At 69.9% G+C, this 20068-nt stretch carries 25 protein-coding genes; 7 read left to right on the top strand and 18 right to left on the bottom strand.

Annotated features, from left to right (window positions below; genetic code table 11):
- The first annotated feature begins 286 nt into the window (after positions 1–286).
- Positions 287–2098: a DUF8508 domain-containing protein gene (locus tag JXZ78_RS30605; RefSeq protein ID WP_030021283.1), complete on the top strand. Its 1812-nt coding sequence runs from the start codon at positions 287–289 to the stop codon at positions 2096–2098.
- Positions 2099–2185: 87 nt separating this feature from the next.
- On the opposite strand, the gene JXZ78_RS30600 is transcribed toward JXZ78_RS30605, so the two are convergent.
- A complete protein-coding gene (locus JXZ78_RS30600) occupies positions 2186–2551 on the bottom strand; it encodes an EthD domain-containing protein (protein WP_030021282.1) in 366 nt (121 codons plus the stop codon).
- 141 nt (positions 2552–2692) lie between these two features.
- Here JXZ78_RS30600 and JXZ78_RS30595 point away from each other — a divergent pair, with 141 nt between their 5' ends.
- Together JXZ78_RS30595 and dapA are read left to right on the top strand one after the other, a co-directional pair.
- Positions 2693–3070 (top strand): MerR family transcriptional regulator, encoded by a 378-nt coding sequence (locus JXZ78_RS30595; protein WP_030021281.1) that lies wholly within the window; start codon positions 2693–2695, stop codon positions 3068–3070.
- A gap of 116 nt (positions 3071–3186) precedes the next feature.
- A complete protein-coding gene (dapA, locus tag JXZ78_RS30590; protein WP_030021280.1) occupies positions 3187–4098 on the top strand; it encodes a 4-hydroxy-tetrahydrodipicolinate synthase in 912 nt (303 codons plus the stop codon).
- On the opposite strand, the gene JXZ78_RS30585 is transcribed toward dapA, so the two are convergent.
- Genes JXZ78_RS30585 through JXZ78_RS30575 form a run of 3 tightly spaced genes read right to left on the bottom strand, consistent with a single transcriptional unit; the run spans position 4055 to position 5793 of the window.
- A complete protein-coding gene (locus JXZ78_RS30585; RefSeq protein ID WP_030021279.1) occupies positions 4055–4876 on the bottom strand; it encodes an EI24 domain-containing protein in 822 nt (273 codons plus the stop codon). The genes dapA and JXZ78_RS30585 overlap by 44 nt on opposite strands.
- A gap of 57 nt (positions 4877–4933) precedes the next feature.
- The gene (locus JXZ78_RS30580; RefSeq protein WP_030021278.1) at positions 4934–5647 is read right to left on the bottom strand and encodes a hypothetical protein; all 714 of its coding nucleotides are present in this window, start codon (positions 5645–5647) and stop codon (positions 4934–4936) included.
- Entirely contained in the window at positions 5644–5793 is a 150-nt protein-coding gene (locus JXZ78_RS30575; RefSeq protein ID WP_157851627.1) for a hypothetical protein, read from the bottom strand. Before JXZ78_RS30575 ends, JXZ78_RS30580 begins: the two co-directional genes overlap by 4 nt.
- Positions 5794–5990: 197 nt before the next feature.
- On the opposite strand from JXZ78_RS30575, the gene JXZ78_RS30570 reads away from it, so the two are divergent.
- Together JXZ78_RS30570 and JXZ78_RS30565 are read left to right on the top strand one after the other, a co-directional pair.
- The gene (locus JXZ78_RS30570) at positions 5991–6314 is read left to right on the top strand and encodes an SUKH-4 family immunity protein (RefSeq protein WP_033038320.1); all 324 of its coding nucleotides are present in this window, start codon (positions 5991–5993) and stop codon (positions 6312–6314) included.
- Between the two features lie 574 nt (positions 6315–6888).
- Positions 6889–7677 carry a hypothetical protein gene (locus JXZ78_RS30565; protein ID WP_157851626.1) on the top strand — a complete coding sequence of 263 codons (789 nt, stop codon included), beginning with the start codon at positions 6889–6891 and terminating at the stop codon, positions 7675–7677.
- Positions 7678–7742: 65 nt separating this feature from the next.
- Here JXZ78_RS30565 and dapD read toward each other — a convergent pair whose 3' ends face one another.
- The 4 genes from dapD to JXZ78_RS30545 form a co-directional block, all read right to left on the bottom strand.
- Positions 7743–8741: a 2,3,4,5-tetrahydropyridine-2,6-dicarboxylate N-succinyltransferase gene (gene dapD / locus JXZ78_RS30560; RefSeq protein WP_030021275.1), complete on the bottom strand. Its 999-nt coding sequence runs from the start codon at positions 8739–8741 to the stop codon at positions 7743–7745.
- Between the two features lie 113 nt (positions 8742–8854).
- Positions 8855–9868, bottom strand: a complete 1014-nt coding sequence (locus tag JXZ78_RS30555) for a hypothetical protein (protein ID WP_050502634.1) — start codon at positions 9866–9868, stop codon at positions 8855–8857.
- A gap of 170 nt (positions 9869–10038) precedes the next feature.
- Positions 10039–10581, bottom strand: coding sequence for a TetR/AcrR family transcriptional regulator (locus tag JXZ78_RS30550; RefSeq protein WP_030021273.1), 543 nt, complete (start codon positions 10579–10581; stop codon positions 10039–10041).
- The gene (locus JXZ78_RS30545) at positions 10581–10901 is read right to left on the bottom strand and encodes a DMT family transporter (RefSeq protein WP_030021272.1); all 321 of its coding nucleotides are present in this window, start codon (positions 10899–10901) and stop codon (positions 10581–10583) included. Before JXZ78_RS30545 ends, JXZ78_RS30550 begins: the two co-directional genes overlap by 1 nt.
- Before the next feature lie 78 nt (positions 10902–10979).
- Between JXZ78_RS30545 and JXZ78_RS30540 the strand changes: the two genes are divergently transcribed.
- The gene (locus JXZ78_RS30540) at positions 10980–11864 is read left to right on the top strand and encodes an alpha/beta fold hydrolase (RefSeq protein ID WP_030021271.1); all 885 of its coding nucleotides are present in this window, start codon (positions 10980–10982) and stop codon (positions 11862–11864) included.
- 6 nt (positions 11865–11870) lie between these two features.
- On the opposite strand, the gene JXZ78_RS30535 is transcribed toward JXZ78_RS30540, so the two are convergent.
- Genes JXZ78_RS30535 through JXZ78_RS30525 form a run of 3 tightly spaced genes read right to left on the bottom strand, consistent with a single transcriptional unit; the run spans position 11871 to position 13256 of the window.
- Positions 11871–12236, bottom strand: a complete 366-nt coding sequence (locus JXZ78_RS30535) for a VOC family protein (protein ID WP_030021270.1) — start codon at positions 12234–12236, stop codon at positions 11871–11873.
- A 53-nt stretch (positions 12237–12289) separates the two neighbouring features.
- On the bottom strand, positions 12290–12445 hold the full coding sequence (locus tag JXZ78_RS30530) for a hypothetical protein (RefSeq protein ID WP_157851625.1): 156 nt from the start codon (positions 12443–12445) through the stop codon (positions 12290–12292).
- The gene (locus tag JXZ78_RS30525) at positions 12432–13256 is read right to left on the bottom strand and encodes a helix-turn-helix domain-containing protein (RefSeq protein WP_030021269.1); all 825 of its coding nucleotides are present in this window, start codon (positions 13254–13256) and stop codon (positions 12432–12434) included. Before JXZ78_RS30525 ends, JXZ78_RS30530 begins: the two co-directional genes overlap by 14 nt.
- Positions 13257–13375: 119 nt before the next feature.
- Here JXZ78_RS30525 and JXZ78_RS30520 point away from each other — a divergent pair, with 119 nt between their 5' ends.
- Positions 13376–13600 (top strand): hypothetical protein, encoded by a 225-nt coding sequence (locus JXZ78_RS30520; RefSeq protein WP_030021268.1) that lies wholly within the window; start codon positions 13376–13378, stop codon positions 13598–13600.
- 53 nt (positions 13601–13653) lie between these two features.
- On the opposite strand, the gene JXZ78_RS30515 is transcribed toward JXZ78_RS30520, so the two are convergent.
- The 7 genes from JXZ78_RS30515 to sufC form a co-directional block, all read right to left on the bottom strand.
- A complete protein-coding gene (locus JXZ78_RS30515; RefSeq protein WP_050502633.1) occupies positions 13654–15840 on the bottom strand; it encodes a hypothetical protein in 2187 nt (728 codons plus the stop codon).
- A complete protein-coding gene (locus tag JXZ78_RS30510; RefSeq protein WP_078624385.1) occupies positions 15837–16463 on the bottom strand; it encodes an ABC transporter ATP-binding protein in 627 nt (208 codons plus the stop codon). The genes JXZ78_RS30515 and JXZ78_RS30510 overlap by 4 nt, the downstream gene beginning before the upstream one ends.
- A gap of 139 nt (positions 16464–16602) precedes the next feature.
- Complete coding sequence (locus tag JXZ78_RS30505) at positions 16603–16941, bottom strand: hypothetical protein (protein ID WP_157851624.1); 339 nt, start codon at positions 16939–16941, stop codon at positions 16603–16605.
- Between the two features lie 297 nt (positions 16942–17238).
- A complete protein-coding gene (locus tag JXZ78_RS30500) occupies positions 17239–17574 on the bottom strand; it encodes a metal-sulfur cluster assembly factor (RefSeq protein ID WP_030021265.1) in 336 nt (111 codons plus the stop codon).
- Entirely contained in the window at positions 17571–18029 is a 459-nt protein-coding gene (gene sufU, locus JXZ78_RS30495) for a Fe-S cluster assembly sulfur transfer protein SufU (RefSeq protein ID WP_030021264.1), read from the bottom strand. The genes JXZ78_RS30500 and sufU overlap by 4 nt, the downstream gene beginning before the upstream one ends.
- A gap of 20 nt (positions 18030–18049) precedes the next feature.
- Positions 18050–19306: a cysteine desulfurase gene (locus JXZ78_RS30490; RefSeq protein WP_030021263.1), complete on the bottom strand. Its 1257-nt coding sequence runs from the start codon at positions 19304–19306 to the stop codon at positions 18050–18052.
- Positions 19303–20067 carry a Fe-S cluster assembly ATPase SufC gene (gene sufC, locus JXZ78_RS30485; protein WP_030021262.1) on the bottom strand — a complete coding sequence of 255 codons (765 nt, stop codon included), beginning with the start codon at positions 20065–20067 and terminating at the stop codon, positions 19303–19305. The genes JXZ78_RS30490 and sufC overlap by 4 nt, the downstream gene beginning before the upstream one ends.
- Position 20068: the final 1 nt, after the last annotated feature.

The raw sequence follows: 20068 nt of genomic DNA, 5'->3' as shown, positions 1-20068 counted from the left end.
CGGGCGGTTCACCTTGGTTTCCGTTCCCGTACACCCGGCGAGCCTTGACAACTGCCGTGGCCACGCAAGAGATTGACGCGCGTAGAGGCTGCCGGACCGTTTCCGCTCCGCTGCGTTCACGCCTTTCGCATGCTGTTTCTCACCCTCGCCCGCCTTCCGGAGGCTCTCCGTGTCCGCGCAGATACCGCCGCACGCTTCGTCCCGTACGCCTCGTACACCCCGTGCACCCCGTACACCCCGTACACACCGCACAGCCCTTTCATCCCGATCGCCCCGCCGCCGCGCCCTGCGCAGGCCCGCCACACTGACCGCGCTGGTCGCCGCCGCCCTGACCGGCGGGCTGCTCGCCGTCCCGCAGACCGCCTCCGCCGCGGTCACCCGTATCCACGACATCCAGGGCGCCACCCGGCTCTCGCCCTTCGCGGGCAAGCAGGTCGCCGACGTGCCCGGCACGGTCACGGCGGTACGGGCCTTCGGCTCGGCCCGCGGCTTCTGGGTGCAGGACCCGCGGCCGGACCGCGACCCGGCCACCAGCGAGGCGGTCTTCGTCTTCACCGGCAAGCAGACACCGAAGGCCACCGTCGGCGATTCCGTACGGGTCTCCGGCACGGTCAGCGAGTACTACCCGGGCGGCGAGCCGGCCGGCCTCCAGTCCGTCACCGAGATCACCGACGCCGCCTGGACCGTGGCCTCCTCCGGCAACCCGCTCCCGGCGGCCGTCGAGCTCACCGCCGCCACCGTGCCGGACCGCTACGCCCCGTCCGCGGGCGGCAAGAGCATCGAGGACCTGCCGCTGCGCCCGGCCGCGTACGCCCTGGACCGCTACGAGTCCCTGGAAGGCATGCGGGTATCACTCGCCGACGCCTCCGTCGTCGGCCCCACCACCTCCCACAACGAACTGTGGGCGACCGCCGAGCCCCGCCACGGCCGCACCGTGCGCGGCGGCGCGCTGTACGGCTCGTACCGGGACCCCAACCCCGGCCGCATCAAGATCACATCACTCATCCCCTTCGCCCAGCGGCCCTTCCCCGTCGCCGACACCGGCGACCGGCTGACCGGCACCACCGCGGGCCCGCTGGACTACGACAACTTCGGCGGGTACGGGATCGCCGCCACCGAGCTGGGCACGCTCGACGACCGCGGCCCGGCCCGCGAGACCACCCGCAAGCAGCGCGCCGACGAGCTGGCCGTGGCCACCTACAACGTCGAGAACCTCTCCCCCAAGACGCCGCCCGCCAAGTTCGCGCGCCTGGCCGAGGCGCTGGTGAAGAACCTCGCGTCGCCGGACGTCGTGGCGCTGGAGGAGGTGCAGGACGACAACGGCCCCACGAACGACGGAACCGTTTCGGCGGACGCGACGCTCCAGCGGCTCACCGACGCCGTCAAGGCGGCCGGCGGCCCCTCCTACGCGTGGCGGCAGATCGACCCGGTGAACAACCAGGACGGCGGCCAGCCCGGCGGCAACATCCGCACCGCGTTCCTCTTCAACCCCGCCCGTGTCTCGTTCACGGACGTCGCCGGGGGCGACGCCACCACTCCCGTCAAGGTGACCGGCTCGCACGGCACGCCGCGCCTCTCCGCCTCGCCGGGCCGTATCGACCCCGGCAACGCGGCCTGGGCCAACAGCCGCAAGCCGCTCGTGGGCCAGTTCTGCTTCCGGGGCCGCCCGGTCTTCGTCGTCGCCAACCACTTCAACTCCAAGGGCGGCGACCAGGGCCTCGACAGCCGCTTCCAGCCCCCGGCCCGTACGTCGGAGACCCAGCGCGTCCAGCAGGCGAAGGCCGTGCACAGCTTCGTCGAGGACGTCCTGGCCGTGGACCCGAAGGCCGACGTCGTGGTGGCCGGCGACCTCAACGACTTCCAGTTCTCCCCCGCTCTCAAGGCCCTGACCGCCGGCGGCGTCCTCACCGACCTCGTCGACCGCCTGCCGCGCGGCGAGCGCTACGGCTACGTCTACCAGGGCAACTCGCAGGTACTGGACCACATGCTCACCAGCCGCCACCTGCGCCGCGTGGACTACGACATCGTCCACATCAACGCGGAGTACGCGGACCAGTCGAGCGACCACGACCCGCAGGTGCTGCGACTGAAGCGGTAGCGCGCACCCCGCGGTGTTTCCTCGAAGGTCGCGCAGCCACGCGCGGAGGGGACGCCCCGGCCACAGGACAGGCACAGGCCCCGGCGATCATGGAGTTGCGAGCGGGCAGCCCAAAGGCTGGATCACGACCCTTTCCTCGGTGACCATCACCGCCACCGAACTCATATCGATGAACTTGCTCTCGTCCGGGTTCACCAACTCCTTGTAGTTCCGGGACGCGAAGAAGGCGTCGTGATCCACCCAGCTTTCGAACCAGATCTCCGTGAGGCCGTCGTAGGCGGGACCCGGATAGCCGTCAGCGGGTACCGGGTGGGAGACGGTGTACTTCTTCACGTACTGCCGCGCTTCCGGAATGGAGGTGAACAACGGGGCGTGGCGGTCCCGGTGATATTCGACAAAGTCCTCGACTGTCATTCCGTGGATACGGTTGATCATGAAAGCGAACTTGATCACGGGATTCTCTCTTTCGTGCTCGTCACGGCGAGAGGCCGACGACCGGCCCCGGCGACGGGTCGCGAGCGGTGGGGTTAACCTAAACGCTCACATCGATGTCAGGGGCAAGTTCCTGTGACCCAGTGCACACGAGGGGTTGAGATGCGGATCGGTGAGCTGGCCATCCGGACCGGAGCAAGCCGTCGATCGCTGCGCTACTACGAGGAACAGGGCTTGCTGGCCAGTACAAGGTCCCCCAGTGGCCAGCGGCACTACGATGATGATCACGTCCAGCGGGTGGCGCTGATTCAGACATTCCTGGCCGCCGGAATGTCCAGCAGAACCATCGCCCAGATGGTTCCCTGCATGACGGAGCCCACCATGGACAGGGCGCGGAAAGCCTTGACCGCAATGGATCAGGAGCGGACCCGCCTTTCCTTCACGATTGACAGCCTGACCGCCGCCAGAGAAGCACTTGACGGCCTGATCGACGTCAACCGGAACTATCTGGCGAACGCGGATGACGCGGCCCGGCGGTGAGCCGTTCAGGTACGTCGAGGCGCCCGGTCCACCCACGCGACCTCTCAGCGCTCCTTAACCTTCTAGCCAGTACAACTAAGTAGACCTGAAGACCGCGATGGGGTCAGACTCCGCTCATGAGTACCTCCGACACTCCGAGCGCCGTCCCCCCGCCGCCCTTCGGCCGCACCGTCGTCGCCATGGTCACCCCGTTCCGCACCGACGGCACACCGGATCTCGACGGCGCCCGGAGCCTGGCCGCGCGCCTCGTCGCCGAAGGCTGCGACGGCATCGTCCTGAGCGGCACCACCGGCGAGTCCCCGACCACCACCGACACCGAGAAGGAGGCCCTGGTGCGGGCCGTCGCCGAGGCGGTCGGCGACCGGGTGCGGATCACCGCCGGGGTCGGCACCAGCGACACCCGGCACGGCACCGAGCTGGCCCGCGCCGCCGAACGGGCAGGCGCGCACGGCCTGTTGGTACTCCCCCCGCCGTACTCGCGGCCGGGCCAGGAAGCCGCCGCACACCACCTGCGCACGGTCGCGGACGCCACCGGCCTGCCCGTGATGCTCTACGACATCCCCGGGCGCACCGGCACCGCCCTGGCCGCCGACACCCTGCTGCGCCTCGCGGGACACCCGCGCGTCCGGGGCGTCAAGGACTGCGCGTACGACCTCATGAAGACCGCGAAGGTACTGGCAGCGACCGACTTGGCGTACTACGCGGGCTGCGACGAGCAGACCCTCCCGCTGCGGGCGATCGGCGCCGTCGGCTGCGTCAGCACCGTCGCCAACGCCGCGCCCCGGGAGGTACGGGCGGTCCTCGACGCGTACGACGCCGGCGACCCGGCGGAGGCCACCCGCCGCTACCTCCGCCTCGTCCCGCTCGTCGAAGCGATGACGGGCACCGAGCACCCCGGCGCGGTCACCGCGAAGGCGCTGCTGAACGCGCTCGGGCTGCCCGCGGGACCGGTCCGCGCGCCACTGCTGGCGGCCGGGCCGGAGGTCACCAGCGCGCTGCTGGCGGCGCTGAAGGAAGCCCAGCGGTAGTCCCGGCCGCCTCCTGCGGGTCCTCTTCCCCCGCCTCCCCGCCGTCATCGGTGAGGTCCCGCACGAGAAGCGTCGCCCCGGCCACCGCGCCGGGCATCAGGAACACCGCCACGAACGGCACCAGGAAGGCCAGCACCAGCGGCGTACCGAACCCCACAGCGAGCCCCTTACGCCCCCGCAGCATCCGCAGCCGCTCCCGCACCGGGATACCGCGCCGCTGCATCGCCACCGAAGTCAGCTCCACCGTCAGGAAGAACCCCGACACACAGAACCCGATCGCGGGCACCAAGGTCTGCCCGACGACCGGCACGAACCCCAGCACAAAGAAAAGCAGCCCGAACCCGGCCGCCCGCACCAGCACATGCACACTGTCCTTGAGCGAGACCCACACCTCCCGCCACAACGACATCCCCGTACCCGGCGGGCAGCTGCCCTCGCTCTCCTCCACCTTCTCCGACAGCGACTCGTAGAACGGGTCGCCGATCAGCAGCGTGACGGCGGTGAAGGTCAGGACGGACAGCAGCAGCCCGCCCGCGAAGAGCAGCGCGACGAACAGCCCGCGCAGCACCCCCCGCCAGGGCGATCCCCAGCCGTCCGCGAAGGGCGTCGCCCAGGCCGCGAGGTCACCCGCGAAGAAGGCCAGCGCGACCAGCGCCCCCGCGTACAGCACGAGCGCGATGAGCGCGGGAATCATCCCGAACCCCCACCACCGGCCGTGCCGGGCAACCCAGCGCTGCCCTTTCCCCAGGTACCCCGTTCCCGCCACAAGATCGCGCATGGGCGTCAGCCTAATCGGCGCCCGGCCGGCCTCCGTCTCCGTACGGTACGGATCCGGTTACGAAACCTTGCCGCCACCGGCGAACCGGGCCAGCTGCCGCTGCAACCAGTCGAGCCGGGCCTGCATGAGCGAGGCCTCGGCGGCCAGCTCGGGCACCGACCGCACCTCGGTCACCGCCTCCCCCTTCGCGTCCGCCTCCCCCGCCTCCGGCTCACCACCCGCCACGATGCGCAGCGGCCCGCCCCCGCACCGTACGAACTCCGCGAAGTTCACCGCGGCCCACGGCGCGAACGCCGTACGCCCGCGCCGGTCCGCGCACTCCGCGCACACGGCCGTCAACACGCGCCAGCCCGTACGCCCCCATCCCGCGTCCGCGAACCCCGACGGCATCCGGCCGCACGCACACGCACCGACCCGCGCCACCCGCACCCGCTGCCGCTCGTACCGCATCCCGCGCTCGAAGCGGATGTACGCGCCGAGCACGGTGACCTCCAGCAGCACCGCTCGCCGATACTCACTCGCACACGCCAGGGCGAGCGCCTGGTCGAACGTGTGCAAGCAGTAGAACCCGCAGTCACAACGCAGCGCCGGGCAGCGATGACGCCTCCCGTACACACAGCGCGCCTCATCCACGAACCCGTACGGCAGCGCGCCACCGAGCGACACCCCGGCAAAACCGGCCCGCTTCCCGTCGTGGGAGATCACCGGATGCGCGAGCTTGAACCCGACGGGCGGACTGGCGGGCCGCTCCTCGGGCAGCCGCAGCCTCATCGCCCGGCCGGCACCGGCTCCTGCCGGGACGCTTCGACGACCGCCTCACCCGCGTCCTCGACCCCCACAGCCCTCGTGTCCGGCACGTCCTCCCCGCACTCCACGTCCTCCGCGACACCGACAGCAAGCGCTTTACCCAACTTCACGACGCCTCCCGGTACGGATCGGTTTGTCCGTTCGAGTCAATGGTGACGCAAGGGAGGCCGGGTTGGCACGGTCACATACCGGCCACAGCACCCGCCGCGTACGTGCCACGTGCCGTGTGCGACGCACGGTGCTCAGTGGGAGCTGATTCAAGAACAATGATTCAAGAACAATGCAGTGCCCTGATAGAAGAGAGTCCATGTCGCATCCCGTCCCGCCGGAACCGGTACAGCCCGTCCCCGCCACTGCCGAAGAGGCATTGGCTGCCGCTCGTGCACGATTCGCAGTACTGGATCCGCAAGGAAACCCGGCGCCTTTGTACGTGGCGGATTTCGACACCGGCTTCCTCGTCCACGCCGTCATGCCCCCACCGCCGCCCGGCACGCAGGCGCCGTCGGGTGGCAGTCACATGGTGATTTCCAAAATCGACGGAGCCGTCACCTTCGTTCCCAACTTCCCGCCGGACTCCGCGATCGAGCTGTACCGCAGCCTGCAGCGGCCAGTACGCACCTCCGGAGGGTGAGAAGTAGGCGTCGACGCGATTGCGCTCCGGCACGAGATTCAGCGAAAAGACGCCACCGGCCTCACCGCCGAGCAGGTCATGCGGCAGGCCCTCACGGCGCTCGGAGCCGACCTGTCCGCGGACGAGCGGGACGGCTGGCGTTTCGCGCTCGGTTCGTGGCCCGAGGAGCGGTTGCTGCTGGTCGTCAACGCCCATCGTGCCGGGCCGACACGGCGGTCGTACGAGCCGGAGCGGTTGGTGACCCGGACCCTTCCGTGGCTGGCGCGTGGCAAGTTGGCCGTGGTGGTCCAGGTGGTTCCTGAATTGCTGCCGACCCGCGCCGACCCGCGTCGATCCCCGAATGGTGTTTCGGATGTCCGCGGATGCACGCCGTACAAGCGGGAACGTACGACCGAGGTTTTCCGGGACGGACGCGTCATCGCCCACCTGCCGCAGACGACGCTCATGGACGCGGCACGGAGCAGCGGCCGCCGGGTGGCTACCACGCGCACTATCTGCGGGCCGGGAGATTCGCCGCCCTGGCGGAGGTGCGCTGGCAGGGCGACCCGCCCTTGTCGGTTTGCAGCAGCGGACGTTGGACGGAGAACAGCTGTTGTACGTCTCGGTCTGGGACTCGGAGACGGGCGCCCCTGTCGCCGGCCCTTGGGAGAACGACGAGATTCCGCAGGAGATGCGTGCGGATCTCACCTGGCCCGCGTCACGCACGGACGGCTCCGCTTCGCCGGCTCTCGTCCGAGAGCTGTTCGGCTCGTCGTCCCCCCGGCGAAGCAAGCAGGATTTTCTCCTGCCCTGCGCTCCGTTGGCGGTGGGTGACGTCGTCGTTTTCGGGGGCGATTCGGGGCTGGTCGCCATCCGGCCGGCGGACGGAGTGGACGTCTCCGGCTTCGGTGCCCGGCAGCAGCCCCTGAGCTGGGATTACGCGGACGCGGGCGCGAGCAGTCCGATCGACGCGCCGGCCCCGGGACACGAGGACGTCAGCACCCTGTTCGGTGAGGACGTGCTCCACCCCGTCGAGGCCGAGGATTTCCCGAGCCGGCTCACCCACGCGGCGGCCCGCGAACGTCTCCTGGAATTCGGGTTGCCGCGCATGACCGAAGGAGCGATGGGGCTTTTCCCGTACGGCAACCGCGTTCCCACGAAGCCGGGCGAGGATCACCTCGCCGCTCTTCCCGCCGCGCACAGCCTCGAAGATTTCCTCACCATGGTCGCGCTGTGGGTCACCGGGCTGCGTACGCGGAGCCTTCTGCCCCCGGCCAGTTCCGAGCGGGAGCCGGTCGCCTATTGGGTCCTGGGAGCGCTGGCCGAAGTCGGCCAGGCGGGCAGTGAGCAGCCCGCCTGGTCGTACGTACTCCACCACACCTGACGCCGGTCAACCGGAGGTGGGGAAAGGCGCTCGGGCGGCCGCGGCGCGCGGCCGCCCGGGGGTGATCAGTTGTGGCTGTGCAGCACGTCGTTCAGGCCGCCCCAGTTGGCCTTGTTGGGGCGGGCCTCGACGGTGCCGGTGGTGGAGTTGCGGCGGAAGAGGATGTTGTCGGCGCCGGAGAGTTCGGCGGCCTTGACGATCTGGCCGTCGGGCATGGTGACGCGGGTGCCCGCGGTCACGTACAGGCCGGCCTCGACCACGCACTCGTCGCCCAGCGCGATGCCGATGCCGGACTCCGCGCCGAGCAGGCAGCGCTCGCCGATCGAGATGATCTGCTTGCCGCCGCCGGACAGGGTGCCCATGGTGGAGGCACCGCCGCCGATGTCCGAGCCGTCACCGATGAGGACGCCCGCGGAGATGCGGCCCTCGACCATCGACGTGCCGAGGGTGCCCGCGTTGAAGTTGACGAAGCCCTCGTGCATGACGGTGGTGCCGGCGGCGAGGTGCGCGCCGAGCCGGACGCGGTCCGCGTCGGCGATCCGTACGCCCGCCGGCATGACGTAGTCCGTCATCCGCGGGAACTTGTCGACGCTGGTCACCTGGAGGTGCAGGCCCTCGGCGCGGGCGTTCAGGCGCGCGGTCTCCAGCCGGTCGACGGGCACCGGGCCGATCGAGGTCCAGGCGACGTTGGCCAGCAGGCCGAACATGCCCTCCAGGCTCTGGCCGTGCGGCTTGACCAGCCGGTGGCTGAGCAGGTGCAGGCGCAGGTACACGTCGTGCGCGTCCAGCGGCTTGTCGTCCAGCGAGGAGATGACCGTACGGACGGCCACGACCTCGACCCCACGGCGCGGGTCCGGGCCGACCGCCTTCGGCGCGGCCTCGCCGAGCAGCTCGACGGCGCGCTCGTCGGTCAGCCGCTCGGTCCCGGCGGGGCCGGGGTCGGCCACCAGCTCGGGCGCGGGGAACCAGGTGTCGAGGACGGTGCCGTCGGTGGTGACGGTCGCGAGTCCGGCGGCGACGGCGCCAGTCGTACGGGAGGGGGTGGAGGTAGCAGCATCGGTCATGTCGAAAACTTAACCGGGAGAGGGCTGCGGAGGCGAACCGGTCCCGGGGGCCGGGACGCGGGGTCAGGCCAGGCCCCCCGGGGCCCGGCCCCTGGCCCGCCGCGGCCCGGCACCTATATCCGGCTCACCGTGCCGCATCCGGTGCTCTTGTCCCCGCTCAGCTCCTTGCTGCGGTCGTACGGATCGACGGTCGGGCCCGACGTCATGGGCCCCGACCGGCTGTCCGGGAACTGCGGGTGCAGGAAGCCGTCGTACACCTCGCAGGCGGTGTTGCCGAAGTCGGAGTCGAAGCGGGCCAGCGCCAGCTTGCCCGGCGTCGCCTGGAAGCGTTCGGGGTCGTTGACCTCGAAGTCCACCACCCGGCGGACCACCGTACGGGTCACCTCGGAGGCGCCCTGGGCGGCTCGTACGACCGGGTAGACGAAGGTGTAGTCGGCGTGGACCGCCAGCGCGCCGTCCTGCCCCTCCTCGAACGTCATCCGCCCCCGCGTCTTAACGACGTCGCCGGCGGGCCGCACCTCGTGCGGGTCGAAACGGGTGAACAGGCGCAACGGGTCGTGCTCCCGGCCCGGCTCGGCCAGCCAGGCTTCGAGGTCCTGCCGCGTTCCGGGCTGGAGCGGATCAAGGAGGTCCAGCGCCGCCGCCGACCGCTCGCCGCGCAGCGTGCGCGGGTTCAGGTTGGCGTCGACCAGGAGTTCCTTCGCCTGCCGCAGTACCGCCGCGACCTCGTCCTTCGACAACCGCCCCACGGCCTTGGCCGCCGGCGGCACGATGCCCGCCACGCCGTCCGCGTACCGTACGGCGGGCGAGCCGGCGAAGGGTTCTTTCAGGGTGGGGGTGGCGGGGAACGCCTCGCCGTCCGGCGCGGCGCCGGGCGCCGCGGTCTCGGCCGGCAGCGGCTCGGCCACGGTGTCGCCGCCGACCACGCCGGACAGCTTCGACCGGATGTCCCCGGGGTTCACGGCGAACGTCACCACCCCAGCGGCGACGATCACCGCCGCCACGCCGGTACGTATCCGCTTCCGCCGCCGCGCGGCCTTCCCGTCACGGTCCCGCCAGGCCGGTCCGGTGTACCAGTTCTCGGTACCGTCCGCCTGCTCGCCCGCGCCCCGGGCCTTTCTCTTCACGTGTTCCGCTCGCCTCGTACCGCCGGGTGGCCACGGGCACGAAGCGCCGTACGAACCCCCCAGATGATCATTAACGAACAAGATCTACACGGGAACGGACACACGCCACAAGTTGAGTGCTGAAGGAACGGGGCCCCGGACGGCCTCGGCGGCCATCCCCTGCCACCGCCTCACCCGATCACCCGCGCCACCGCGTCCCGCACCTCCGACCGGTCGAACTCCCGCCCCGTCAGCAAGTACTGCAACGCCAGCCCGTCGATCAGCCCCACCAGCGCCCGCGCGGTGCCCTCGTCGCCGGTCCGCCGCCGCAACAGTCCGACCATGTCGTCGATGCACTCGGCCGCGAGCGGGCGCACCACCTCGTGCCGCAGCGCCGCGAGATACAGCTCGTACTCCAGCTCCACCTGCGCCCGGTCGCCGCCCAGCAGTTCCTCCTCGACCAGCCTCGTCAGCTCGTCCGCGAGCGGAACCGAGGGGTCCACCCCCCGCTCCCACTCCTCGATCCCGGCCAGCCACTCCGCGTTGGACTGCCGCAACGCCGCCACCAGCAGATCGTCCAGCGAGGCGAAGTGGTACGTGGTGGACCCCAGCGGTACGTCCGCCTCGGCCGCCACGGCGCGGTGACTGAGCCCGGCGATGCCCCGCCTGCCCACCACACGGATCGCCGCGTCGATGATCCGCTGCCGCCGGTCCGGGTCGTAACGGCGCGGCATCAGTGCGCCCCGCCCAGATTCAGCACGACGACCCCCGCGATCACCAGCAGCAGCCCGACGATCCGCGCGGTACTCGCGGCCTCCCCCAGGAACACCATCCCGATCGCGGCGACCACCGCCGTCCCTGCCCCGGCCCAGATCGCGTACGCCGTACCGACGTCCATCGACTTCAGTGTCTTGGCGAGCAGCGTGAACGCGACGATGTAGCCCAGCACGGTCCCCAGCGAGGGCCACAGCTTGCTGAAGCCGTCGCTGTACTTCATCGCGGTCGTCGCGAGGATCTCGGAGACGATCGCTCCGGCAAGCGTCAGATACACCATACGTACGAGCGTACACAACGTTGCGTACGGACGTACACAAGGAAAAGTCGGGTGCGAGGCGCCCTGCTCCTGGCCATGATGTTGATCGTGTCGGAATATGTGGATGCACCTGATCGGCTGGGCACGAGCACTCTGCCTGACGGGAGGTTGCTCGGCTGGGCCGAGTGGGGGCCGCTGGACGGCGTGCCGGTTCTGCTGTGTCCGGGCGCGGCTACGAGCCGGTGGCTGGGCTTCGGCGCGGGCGTTGTCGACGCGCTCGGAGTGCGCCTCGTCTCCGTGGACCGTCCGGGGCTCGGCGCCTCGACGCCCGCCCCCGGGCGCACGTTCTCCGGGTTCGCCGACGACATGCGGCACCTCTGCCTGTTGCGTGGGCTGGGGCACCCGGCTGTGGTCGGGAACTCGCAAGGCGCCCCCTTCGCTCTCGCCTGCGCCGCGGCGGGGGTGGCCTCGGCACTGGCCGTCGTCTCCGGTGCGGACGAGGTCGCCGCGCCGCAATTCGCTTCCGTTCTGGAGCCGGGCCTGCGCGGTCTCGTCGAGCGGACCGCGCGCGATCCGGCCGGCGCCGAAGAGCTGTTCGCGAGCTTCACCGCGGACGCGATGTGGAACATGGTCATGGCCGGAAGCCCGCAGTGCGACCTCGCCGTGTACCAGGAACCTGATTTCGCGGCCGGTTACCGAAGGGCCTTGAACGAGGCATTCGCTCAAGGCGCCGCCGGATACGCCCGCGACACGGTCCTGGCGATGGGACGGTGGCCCTTCCCGCTCGCCGAGATCCATGTCCCGGTCGACATCTGGTACGGCGAGCAGGACACCAGCCATTCGCCCGACAACGGGGCCCTGCTCGCTGCACGTATACCCGGCGCACGTCGTCATGTCGTGCCGGGAGCCGGCGGGGCGCTGCTGTGGACACATGCCCGGCCGGTCCTCACGACTCTGGTCGAGAGAACTCCGGCAGGTAGGTGACGTCGGTCAGTCCAGCAACGACTTCTTCGGCCGCAGCACGCAGAATTCGTTGCCCTCAGGATCTGCCAGCACCACCCACGACACATCGTCCCCCTGCCCCACATCCGCCCGGCGCGCCCCGAGCCCGATGATCCGCTCGACCTCGGCGGCCTGGTCGTCCGGCGAGAGTTCGATGTGCAGCCGGTTCTTCACCGACTTCGCCTCCGGTACGGCGAGGAAACCGATGCCCGGCAGCGCGTTCTCGTCCACCGCGATGATCACTTCTTCCTCGTCCTCGTACACGATGCGCCAGTCCAGCACCTGGGCCCAGAAGGTGGCGAGCCCCTTCAGGTCGTGCGCGTCGATGGAGAGCTGCAACAGAGAAACGGCCATGTCCGCCAGTGTGCCTGGCGGGCATGGCCGTGTCAGGAGGGCGGACGGGGCGATCAGGTGGAGAAGTCGCCGCGGTTGAGGGCGCCGACGAACCCGGCCACCCCCTCCGCCACCGCTAGGCGGCACCCCTCACTGCCACCGCCCTCGACTCGATGTACGACATGTCGCCAGCAAACGGCCTCCGCGACGACGCGCTCATCGCTCATCATGTTCGTACTCCTCCGCAACAGACTTGATCAGGGCCAGCGAGTCTGCATGCGACATGGCATCGCTCAGGGCGAGAGCGTAGGCGGTCTGCCCGTTGCGCACTAATACCGGATCATCGTGCAGGGCTCCGGTGTACAGCGCCTCCACGTAGGCGATGGGCGGCGCGTCGTCGAAGCACAGGAGCATGAGGTCGCTTTCCAGCAACGGGTGCGCGCCGACCGAGAAGGGGAGAACGTGCAGGCGGACACGCTCACGATCACCCAACTCCCCAATGTGGCGCAGCTGAGCAGCCATGACAGCTGGCCCCCCGACTGGTCGGCGCAACACCGCTTCGTCAATGAGTTCCCACAGCACGGGCGGGTTCGGAGCATCGAGAACCTTGGCGCGCCGCAGCCGAGTGACGACCGCGTTGTCACATTGCTCGCGGCTCTTCGGCGGAAAGAACGACGCGAAAACCGCACGTGCGTACGCCTCGGTTTGGAGCAAGCCGGGCACCAATGTGGCCCCGTACTCGCGAATCATCGTGGTTTGCTGCTCGAACAGCCTCACCTGCTCGAAATCATCGGCTATGAGCTTCCCGTCGAGCGTCGGCAGAAAACGGGCGAGAACGCCACTCGTCCCCAGCACTTGGTCCAGACGCCGCGCATCGTCCGACGAAGGCTTGCGGCGCCCCGCCTCGATGTGAGCGATGTGCGTGCGGGACATGATGGCCAGTTCGCTGAGCTTTTCCTGGGTGAGGCCGGCCGCCTCCCGCTGCGCTTTCAACTCCTCTCCGTAGGCCGTACGGGACTTCGGAATGCGCATACCGGCCATACGGGCAACTCCCTTGTGTGACCCGTTTTCTGTCACGCCCTACTTACTGGCGAGCGTACGCGCGCGAGTCCACTCTGTAAGCGGAAACAACCACCCGCCCCCCTACGGAGGTACCGCGCGTGAACAGCCGCTTCGAAAAGCTCTCCCCCGCCGAAACCGCCCGCGAAATCATGTGCGACCTCGGCGAAGCCGCCCGCGCGGTCGGCATCCAGTTCCCCAGCCTCCGGCTGGACCCGCACCCGGTCGCCGGGCTGGGCGCGCCCGCACACCTCATCGAGACCGGGCGTATCAACATCGTCACCGCGATGCAGATGACCGAGGTCTTCCGGGTGGCGAGCAAGTAGACGCGGAAACGGCTGTGCCCGCCGGAGAACCCCGGGGGCACAGCCGCTCCTGATCAGTCGGCGCGAGGTCGCCACATCCGCGCGCGGCGAGCGGCCGTGGCGCCGCCGGCAACCGTTGCCGCAGCGGCCAAGAGTGCCGTGGACAGCAGGACGGCCGTGACCAGGTTCCAGGACAGGGTCGCGCCGCCTTCTCCCCCCGTGACGGGCTGGACCAGGATGACGTGCGCGACGGCGCCGACCGCGCCCGCGCCCAGGAGCGGGGCTCCCAGGCACCAGAACGCCGTCGTGTGGAAGATCCTGCTCCGGCCGGTGAGCACGGTGAGCGGGGCGAGGGTCTGCGAGAAGCGCAGGAATTCGGAGAGCGACGCGAGTGCCATGGCGGTCAGCAGGACGACCGTGCCGATGGTGCCGAGGAAGGGAATCCACCGGGAGTGGTATCCGACGGCGAAGGACTTCGCTCCGTCCTCGGCCACCGGCTCGGCGAGGGCCTTCACACTCAGGTGGAGGTGCGCGGCGCGTTTGACGGCCGGGATGTCCATGGGCTTGTCGCTGTCGGTGAACACGACGGCCTGTAACCCCTCGGACCGGTTGACGGCGACGACCGGCCCGGTACGGACGATGGCGGGCGTCGGACCGAAACTCTGGTAGCCGGACACGCGCAAGCGCTGGTCGAGGTCACCGTACGGTACGTGCGCCTCCTGTCCGGCGGCAGGGCACGGCAGTCGTAGTGCGCGAAGGCTGTCGCACGGCCCCTGGAGGATCCGGCTGCCGCTGGAACCGTCCGGCCGGATGTCTCCCGCGCTGACGGCGACGGCGTGCGCCCCGGCGGGAAGCGCGCCGGTGAAGGCGTCCGTGAGCCGCGTGGCCGACGTCTGCACGAGCGCCATGGTCCGGCCTTGTACGGACTTCAGCTGTTCCTCGTCACCGGAGCGGGCGAACAGCAGGCTGGTGATGATCTGGGTCTGTCCGACGACGCCGATGGCGATGACCATGGCGGCCACCAGACGCACCACCGTGCCGGGGCGGGCCGCGGTGGTGCGGGCGGCTATCAGGCGTGCCGGGTCGCCGCTGCGGTGCGGTGATCTCGACGCCCGGCCGCTGAGGCGCGAAGCGGTCCAGCCGATCACCCAGGGGAGGGTCGCCCACACGCCGACGACCGCGAACAGGTAGGCGGCCGCGGAGCGTTGCGCGCCAAAACTCTTCGATGTCAGGGCCAGGACGAGAAAGGCCGGGCAGGAGCCCAGGGCCAGCAGTCGCAGCAGTCCGCTGCCCGCCGCACGGGGTTTGGTGGACGTTCCCTGGCGCACGGCGGCCGGACGCAGCAGGAGGATCAGGCCGAGCATCCCCAGGGCGGAGGCCGCCACGGCGACCGCCAGGGTCCCGCCGGCTCGTCGCAGGTCCGGAGCGTACAACGTGTAGTCGATCCAGGGCAGTTCGATGTCTGTCAGCAGGAACGGCACCGTGAGGAGGGCCGCGACCGCGGCACCGGCGCACACGGGCCGGACCGCGGCCCCGATGTCCATACAGGCGCGTGCCGTCCGGCCGGCGCCGAGAGTGCGCAGCAGTGCGTCGCGGCGGTCTCTTCCGGCGGCACCCATTCTGGCCGCCGCTGCCGCCAGCCCCAGGGCGGGGAGGCCGAGCAGTACGCCGATCACGGCCAGCATGGACGACCGTGGTCCGACGACCCGCAGGTCGCCGAAGGCGGGGCCGGGCCCTCCGTACCCGACGATCTTCTCCATCCGCGCGGTGCCGAGCATGGCCGTGGTGGGGCGCACATAGGCCAGTCGTTCGCCCGGCGATGCCAGCCCTTCGGCCGAGATGGTGCCGACCCGGGTGCCGTAGCGGCGGGGGAAGTCCTCGTTCGCGGGCCCGTCGGCCAGCGCCGGCGACAGGAACACCTCACCGGGGCCCGGCCATCGTGCGACCCCGGGCGGCAACGGCGCGTCCTCGGTGAGGGGAGCGATGACGACCACGGTGAACTGGCGCCCTTGGTAGCCGTCCCAGTACCGGCTCCACAGCGCCGCGGGACGGTCACCCTGCTCGGCGAAGGCGGGTACGCGGGCGTTCCCCCGCTGTTCCCGGCCCTCCCACGTAGCAGCCGTGGCGGCCAGCGAGCAGAGCGTCACGGCGACGACCGCCGTCGCGGCCAGCAGGGCCAAGGAGCGTGCCCGGCCTCCCTCGGCGGACCGCCCTGCCGCCCGGCCGATGCGCAGCATGTGGCGCATCCGGCCGTGCTTCACCGCGCACCTGCGAGGGCACCTTGTTCCAGGTGCATGACCCGGTCGGCCCGGTTCGCCACCAAGGGGTCGTGTGTCACGACGAGCAGCCCGCACCGGCGTGAGGCCGGTACGGCGAACAGCGTCCCGGCCACGTGGTCCCGCGACTCCGCGTCGAGCGCGCCGGTGGGTTCGTCCGCCAGGAGCAGCGACGGACTGCCGATCAGGGCCCGCGCCACGGCGACCCGCTGCCGCTCGCCGCCGGACAGGTCACCGGTCGCCGTGCCGGCGGCGGGCACGCCCAGTTCGTCCAGGAGTTTCCGGCCGTCGGCATAGGCGCGGTCGCGGTCCGCGCCGTCCAGCAGGGCGGGCAGTGCGACATTTTCCACGGGAGTGAGTTCGGGCAGCAGTTCTCCGAATTGGAAGATCATGCCTATGTGCTTCCGCCGGTGCTCCGTCAGATGGCGACCCCGTAACCGCGCCACATTTCGCCCCGCTACGGAAACTGTTCCCGCGTCAGGCCGGACCAGCCCCAGGACGACGGAGAGGAGAGTGCTCTTCCCGGATCCGGACGGCCCCATGACGGCCACCGATTCGCCGGCGCGCACCGCGAGTCCGAGCCCTTCGAACAAGCGTCGGCCCCCCACTTCGTACCGCAGTGCATGAATGTCCAGGGGCAACAACGCTTCCGTCACGCCGCCCGCCTTTCGGAGAAGGAAATCGGCAACGCGCTGCCCGGGCGGAGAAGATCCCGGGCAGCGCTCTGGCAGAGCAGGCCGTTACGGCTCAGTGGTCGTCGCTCCACCAGTTGGAGCAGTCGTCCGGCCATTTGTCGATCTCCGTGCAGACGCGCATGTCCCACACCGTGCCGCCCTTGTTGCTGTACACCTTGGTGCCTCGGCCGCTGTGGTTCCACAGGGTGTACAGCGAGTTGCTGGGCCGGTTGCGGTTGTACTCGGCCTTCACCGAGTTGCCGTCTCCCTTGGTGTCCTGGAGGCCGACCTGCTTCCCGCCGCCCGTGCGCCACGAGTGCGCACCCGAGGTGTAGCGGTCCATGTCCGCGAAGGCGGTGGTGGATCCCGCTGCTATGGCGACCCCCGCGATCACCACGGCAGCCCGTGTCACTAATCGCCCGGTTCTCCTCATGGAGCGTCCTTCCGCTGCGACGAAGACACCCTCCGGCCGGTGCCGAAGGGTACGGAACGCCGACGAGCATTACAGCCGAGGAGCGCGGAAGTAAGCATTGTTCCGGTCGTTCGCACCGGCAGGGCGGGGGCCATCCGGGACGGCATACCGGAGGAAATCTTTCCGGGGCACATGTCGCGTTTTCCGCCGCGCGCCCGGAATTCGAAAACGGCTGTGCCCGCCGGAGAAATCCCGGCGGGCACAGCCGCGAAATGTTCCCTGGGGGAACCGGAAAGATCAGACGTTGAAGCCGAGCGCCCGCAGCTGCTCACGCCCGTCATCGGTGATTTTGTCCGGGCCCCACGGCGGCATCCAGACCCAGTTGATCTTCAGCTCGTTGACGATGCCGTCCGTGGCGGACTTCGCCTGGTCCTCGATGACGTCGGTCAGCGGGCAGGCCGCCGAGGTGAGCGTCATGTCGATGGTGGCGATGTTGGCGTCGTCCACGTGGATGCCGTAGATCAGGCCCAGGTTGACGACGTCGATGCCCAGCTCGGGGTCGACCACGTCGTAAAGGGCCTCGCGGACCTCTTCCTCCGAGGCCGGCTTGGTGGTCACTGCGTTGTCGGTCATGCGGTTTTCGCCTCCTCGGAGAGGGCCTTGGCGGTGGCGTCCTTCCAAGCCATCCAGCTCAGCAGGGCGCACTTGACGCGGGCCGGGTACTTCGAGACGCCGGCGAACGCGACGGCGTCCTCCAGCACCTCCTCCATCGCGTCGTCCGGCTCCAGCTGGCCGCGGGACTGCATCAGCTCCAGGAAGGTCTCCTGGATCTTCTGCGCCTCGCCCAGCTCCTTGCCGACCAGCAGGTCGTTGAGCACGGACGCGCTGGCCTGGCTGATGGAGCAGCCCTGGCCCTCGTACGACACGTCTTCCACGGTCGCACCGTCGAGCCGTACGCGCAGGGTGATCTCGTCACCGCAGGTCGGGTTGACGTGGTGGACTTCGGCGTCGCCGTCCCGAAGACCACGCCCGTGCGGGTGCTTGTAGTGGTCCAGGATCACGTCCTGGTACATGGAATCCAGCTTCACGGCTCAGTCAGTCCTCGTCCTCATCCGAAGAAGTTACGGACGTGCTCCAGCCCCTCGACGAGGGCGTCGACCTCGGCCGGAGTGGAGTACAGGTAGAAAGACGCCCGCGTGGTCGCGGGAATTCCGTACCGCAGGCAGACCGGCCGCGCGCAGTGGTGGCCGACCCGGACCGCGATGCCCTGCTCGTCCAGCACCTGGCCCACGTCGTGCGGGTGGATGTCACCGAGCGTGAAGGAGATCGTCGCGCCGCGGTCCTCGGCCGTGGCGGGACCGATGATGCGCAGGTCCGGGACCTCCAGCAGCCGCTGGACGGCGTACTCGGTGATCGCGTGCTCGTGCGCGGCGATGTTCTCCATGCCGATCGAGGTGAGGTAGTCCACGGCCGCGCCGAGGCCGACGGCCTGCGCGATCGGGGGCGTGCCCGCCTCGAACTTGTGGGGCGCGGGGGCATAGGTCGAGGAGTGCATCGAGACGGTCTCGATCATCTCGCCGCCACCCAGGAACGGGGGGAGGTCCTCCAGGAGTTCCTGGCGGCCCCACAGGACGCCGATGCCGGTCGGGCCGCACATCTTGTGGCCGGTGAAGGCCACGAAGTCGGCCTGGAGGGCCTGCACGTCCAGCACCATGTGCGGGGCGGCCTGCGAGGCGTCGATGCAGACCAGCGCGCCGACCTCCTGGGCGCGGCGGATGATCGCCTCGACCGGGTTGACGGTGCCCAGCAGGTTGGAGACGAGCGTGAAGGAGACGATCTTCGTGCGGTCGGTGATGACCTCGTCGATCGTGTCCAGGTCGAGCCGGCCGTCGTCGGTCAGCCCGAACCACTTCAGCTTCGCGCCGGTGCGCTGCGAGAGCAGCTGCCACGGCACGATGTTGGAGTGGTGCTCCATCTCGGTGATGACGATCTCGGTGTCGTGGTCGACCCGGTACGGCTCGTCCGCCCAGCCGAGCATGTTGGCCACGAGGTTGAGCGACTCCGAGGCGTTCTTGGTGAAGATCACCTCGTCGCGGCTGGGCGCGTTGACGAAGGCGGCGACCTTGTCGCGCGCGCCCTCGTACAGCGCCGTGGCCTCCTCGGCGAGCACGTGCACGCCGCGGTGGACGTTGGCGTTGTAGCGCTCGTAGTACCCGTTCAGCGCGTCGAGCACCTGGCGGGGCTTCTGGGAGGTGGCCGCGTTGTCCAGGTACACGACCTTCTTCCCGTCATGGATCCGTCGGTCCAGGATCGGGAAGTCCTTGCGGATCGCCTCTGTGTCGAGGAGGCCCGGCAGCTTTGTCACGCGGTTGCGCCACCCTTCACGTACTCCTCGTAGCCCTCGGCCTCCAGCTTGTCCGCCAGCTCCGGGCCGCCGGACTCGGCGATCCGGCCGTTGGCGAAGACGTGGACGTGGTCGGGCTTGATGTACCGGAGAATCCGGGTGTAGTGGGTGATCAGCAGGGTGCCCACGTCACCGGACTCGCGGACGCGGTTGACGCCCTCGGAGACGACGCGCAGCGCGTCGACGTCCAGGCCGGAGTCGGTCTCGTCGAGGATCGCGATCTTCGGCTTGAGCAGCTCCAGCTGAAGGATCTCGTGGCGCTTCTTCTCGCCGCCGGAGAAGCCCTCGTTGACGTTGCGCTCGGCGAAGGCCGGGTCCATGGACAGCCGCTCCATGGCCTCCTTGACCTCCTTGACCCACGTACGCAGCTTCGGGGCCTCGCCGCGGATGGCGGTGGCCGACGTACGCAGGAAGTTGGAGACCGAGACGCCGGGGACCTCGACCGGGTACTGCATGGCGAGGAAGACGCCGGCGCGGGCGCGCTCGTCGACGGACATCTCCAGGACGTCCTCGCCGTCGAGGGTGACGGTGCCGCCGGTGATCGTGTACTTGGGGTGACCCGCCAGCGAGTAGGCGAGGGTGGACTTGCCGGAGCCGTTGGGGCCCATGATGGCGTGCGTCTCGCCCTGCTTCACGGTCAGGTCGACGCCCTTCAGGATCTCGCGCGAGCCGTTCTCGGCTTCGACGGAGACGTGCAGGTCGTGGATCTCAAGCGTTGCCATG

The sequence above is a fragment of the Streptomyces monomycini genome (assembly GCF_022271435.1).
GTDB classification, from domain to species: Bacteria; Actinomycetota; Actinomycetes; order Streptomycetales; family Streptomycetaceae; genus Streptomyces; species Streptomyces monomycini.
The sequence above is the reverse complement of the archived record's forward strand: the minus strand, read 5'-3'. Positions and strand labels throughout refer to the sequence as shown.

What these genes read in the sequence shown, in the direction of transcription:
- JXZ78_RS30530 (WP_157851625.1), bottom strand. Translation starts at nt 12,445, where the DNA reads ATGATGAGCGATGAGCGCGTCGTCGCGGAGGCCGTTTGCTGGCGACAT.
- dapD (WP_030021275.1), bottom strand. Translation starts at nt 8,741, where the DNA reads ATGACCGATGCTGCTACCTCCACCCCCTCCCGTACGACTGGCGCCGTC.
- JXZ78_RS30595 (WP_030021281.1), top strand. Translation starts at nt 2,693, where the DNA reads ATGCGGATCGGTGAGCTGGCCATCCGGACCGGAGCAAGCCGTCGATCG.
- JXZ78_RS30500 (WP_030021265.1), bottom strand. Translation starts at nt 17,574, where the DNA reads ATGACCGACAACGCAGTGACCACCAAGCCGGCCTCGGAGGAAGAGGTC.
- dapA (WP_030021280.1), top strand. Translation starts at nt 3,187, where the DNA reads ATGAGTACCTCCGACACTCCGAGCGCCGTCCCCCCGCCGCCCTTCGGC.
- JXZ78_RS30585 (WP_030021279.1), bottom strand. Translation starts at nt 4,876, where the DNA reads ATGCGCGATCTTGTGGCGGGAACGGGGTACCTGGGGAAAGGGCAGCGC.
- JXZ78_RS30580 (WP_030021278.1), bottom strand. Translation starts at nt 5,647, where the DNA reads ATGAGGCTGCGGCTGCCCGAGGAGCGGCCCGCCAGTCCGCCCGTCGGG.
- JXZ78_RS30535 (WP_030021270.1), bottom strand. Translation starts at nt 12,236, where the DNA reads ATGGCCGTTTCTCTGTTGCAGCTCTCCATCGACGCGCACGACCTGAAG.
- JXZ78_RS30550 (WP_030021273.1), bottom strand. Translation starts at nt 10,581, where the DNA reads ATGCCGCGCCGTTACGACCCGGACCGGCGGCAGCGGATCATCGACGCG.
- JXZ78_RS30570 (WP_033038320.1), top strand. Translation starts at nt 5,991, where the DNA reads ATGTCGCATCCCGTCCCGCCGGAACCGGTACAGCCCGTCCCCGCCACT.
- JXZ78_RS30545 (WP_030021272.1), bottom strand. Translation starts at nt 10,901, where the DNA reads ATGGTGTATCTGACGCTTGCCGGAGCGATCGTCTCCGAGATCCTCGCG.
- sufC (WP_030021262.1), bottom strand. Translation starts at nt 20,067, where the DNA reads ATGGCAACGCTTGAGATCCACGACCTGCACGTCTCCGTCGAAGCCGAG.
- JXZ78_RS30540 (WP_030021271.1), top strand. Translation starts at nt 10,980, where the DNA reads ATGTTGATCGTGTCGGAATATGTGGATGCACCTGATCGGCTGGGCACG.
- JXZ78_RS30525 (WP_030021269.1), bottom strand. Translation starts at nt 13,256, where the DNA reads ATGGCCGGTATGCGCATTCCGAAGTCCCGTACGGCCTACGGAGAGGAG.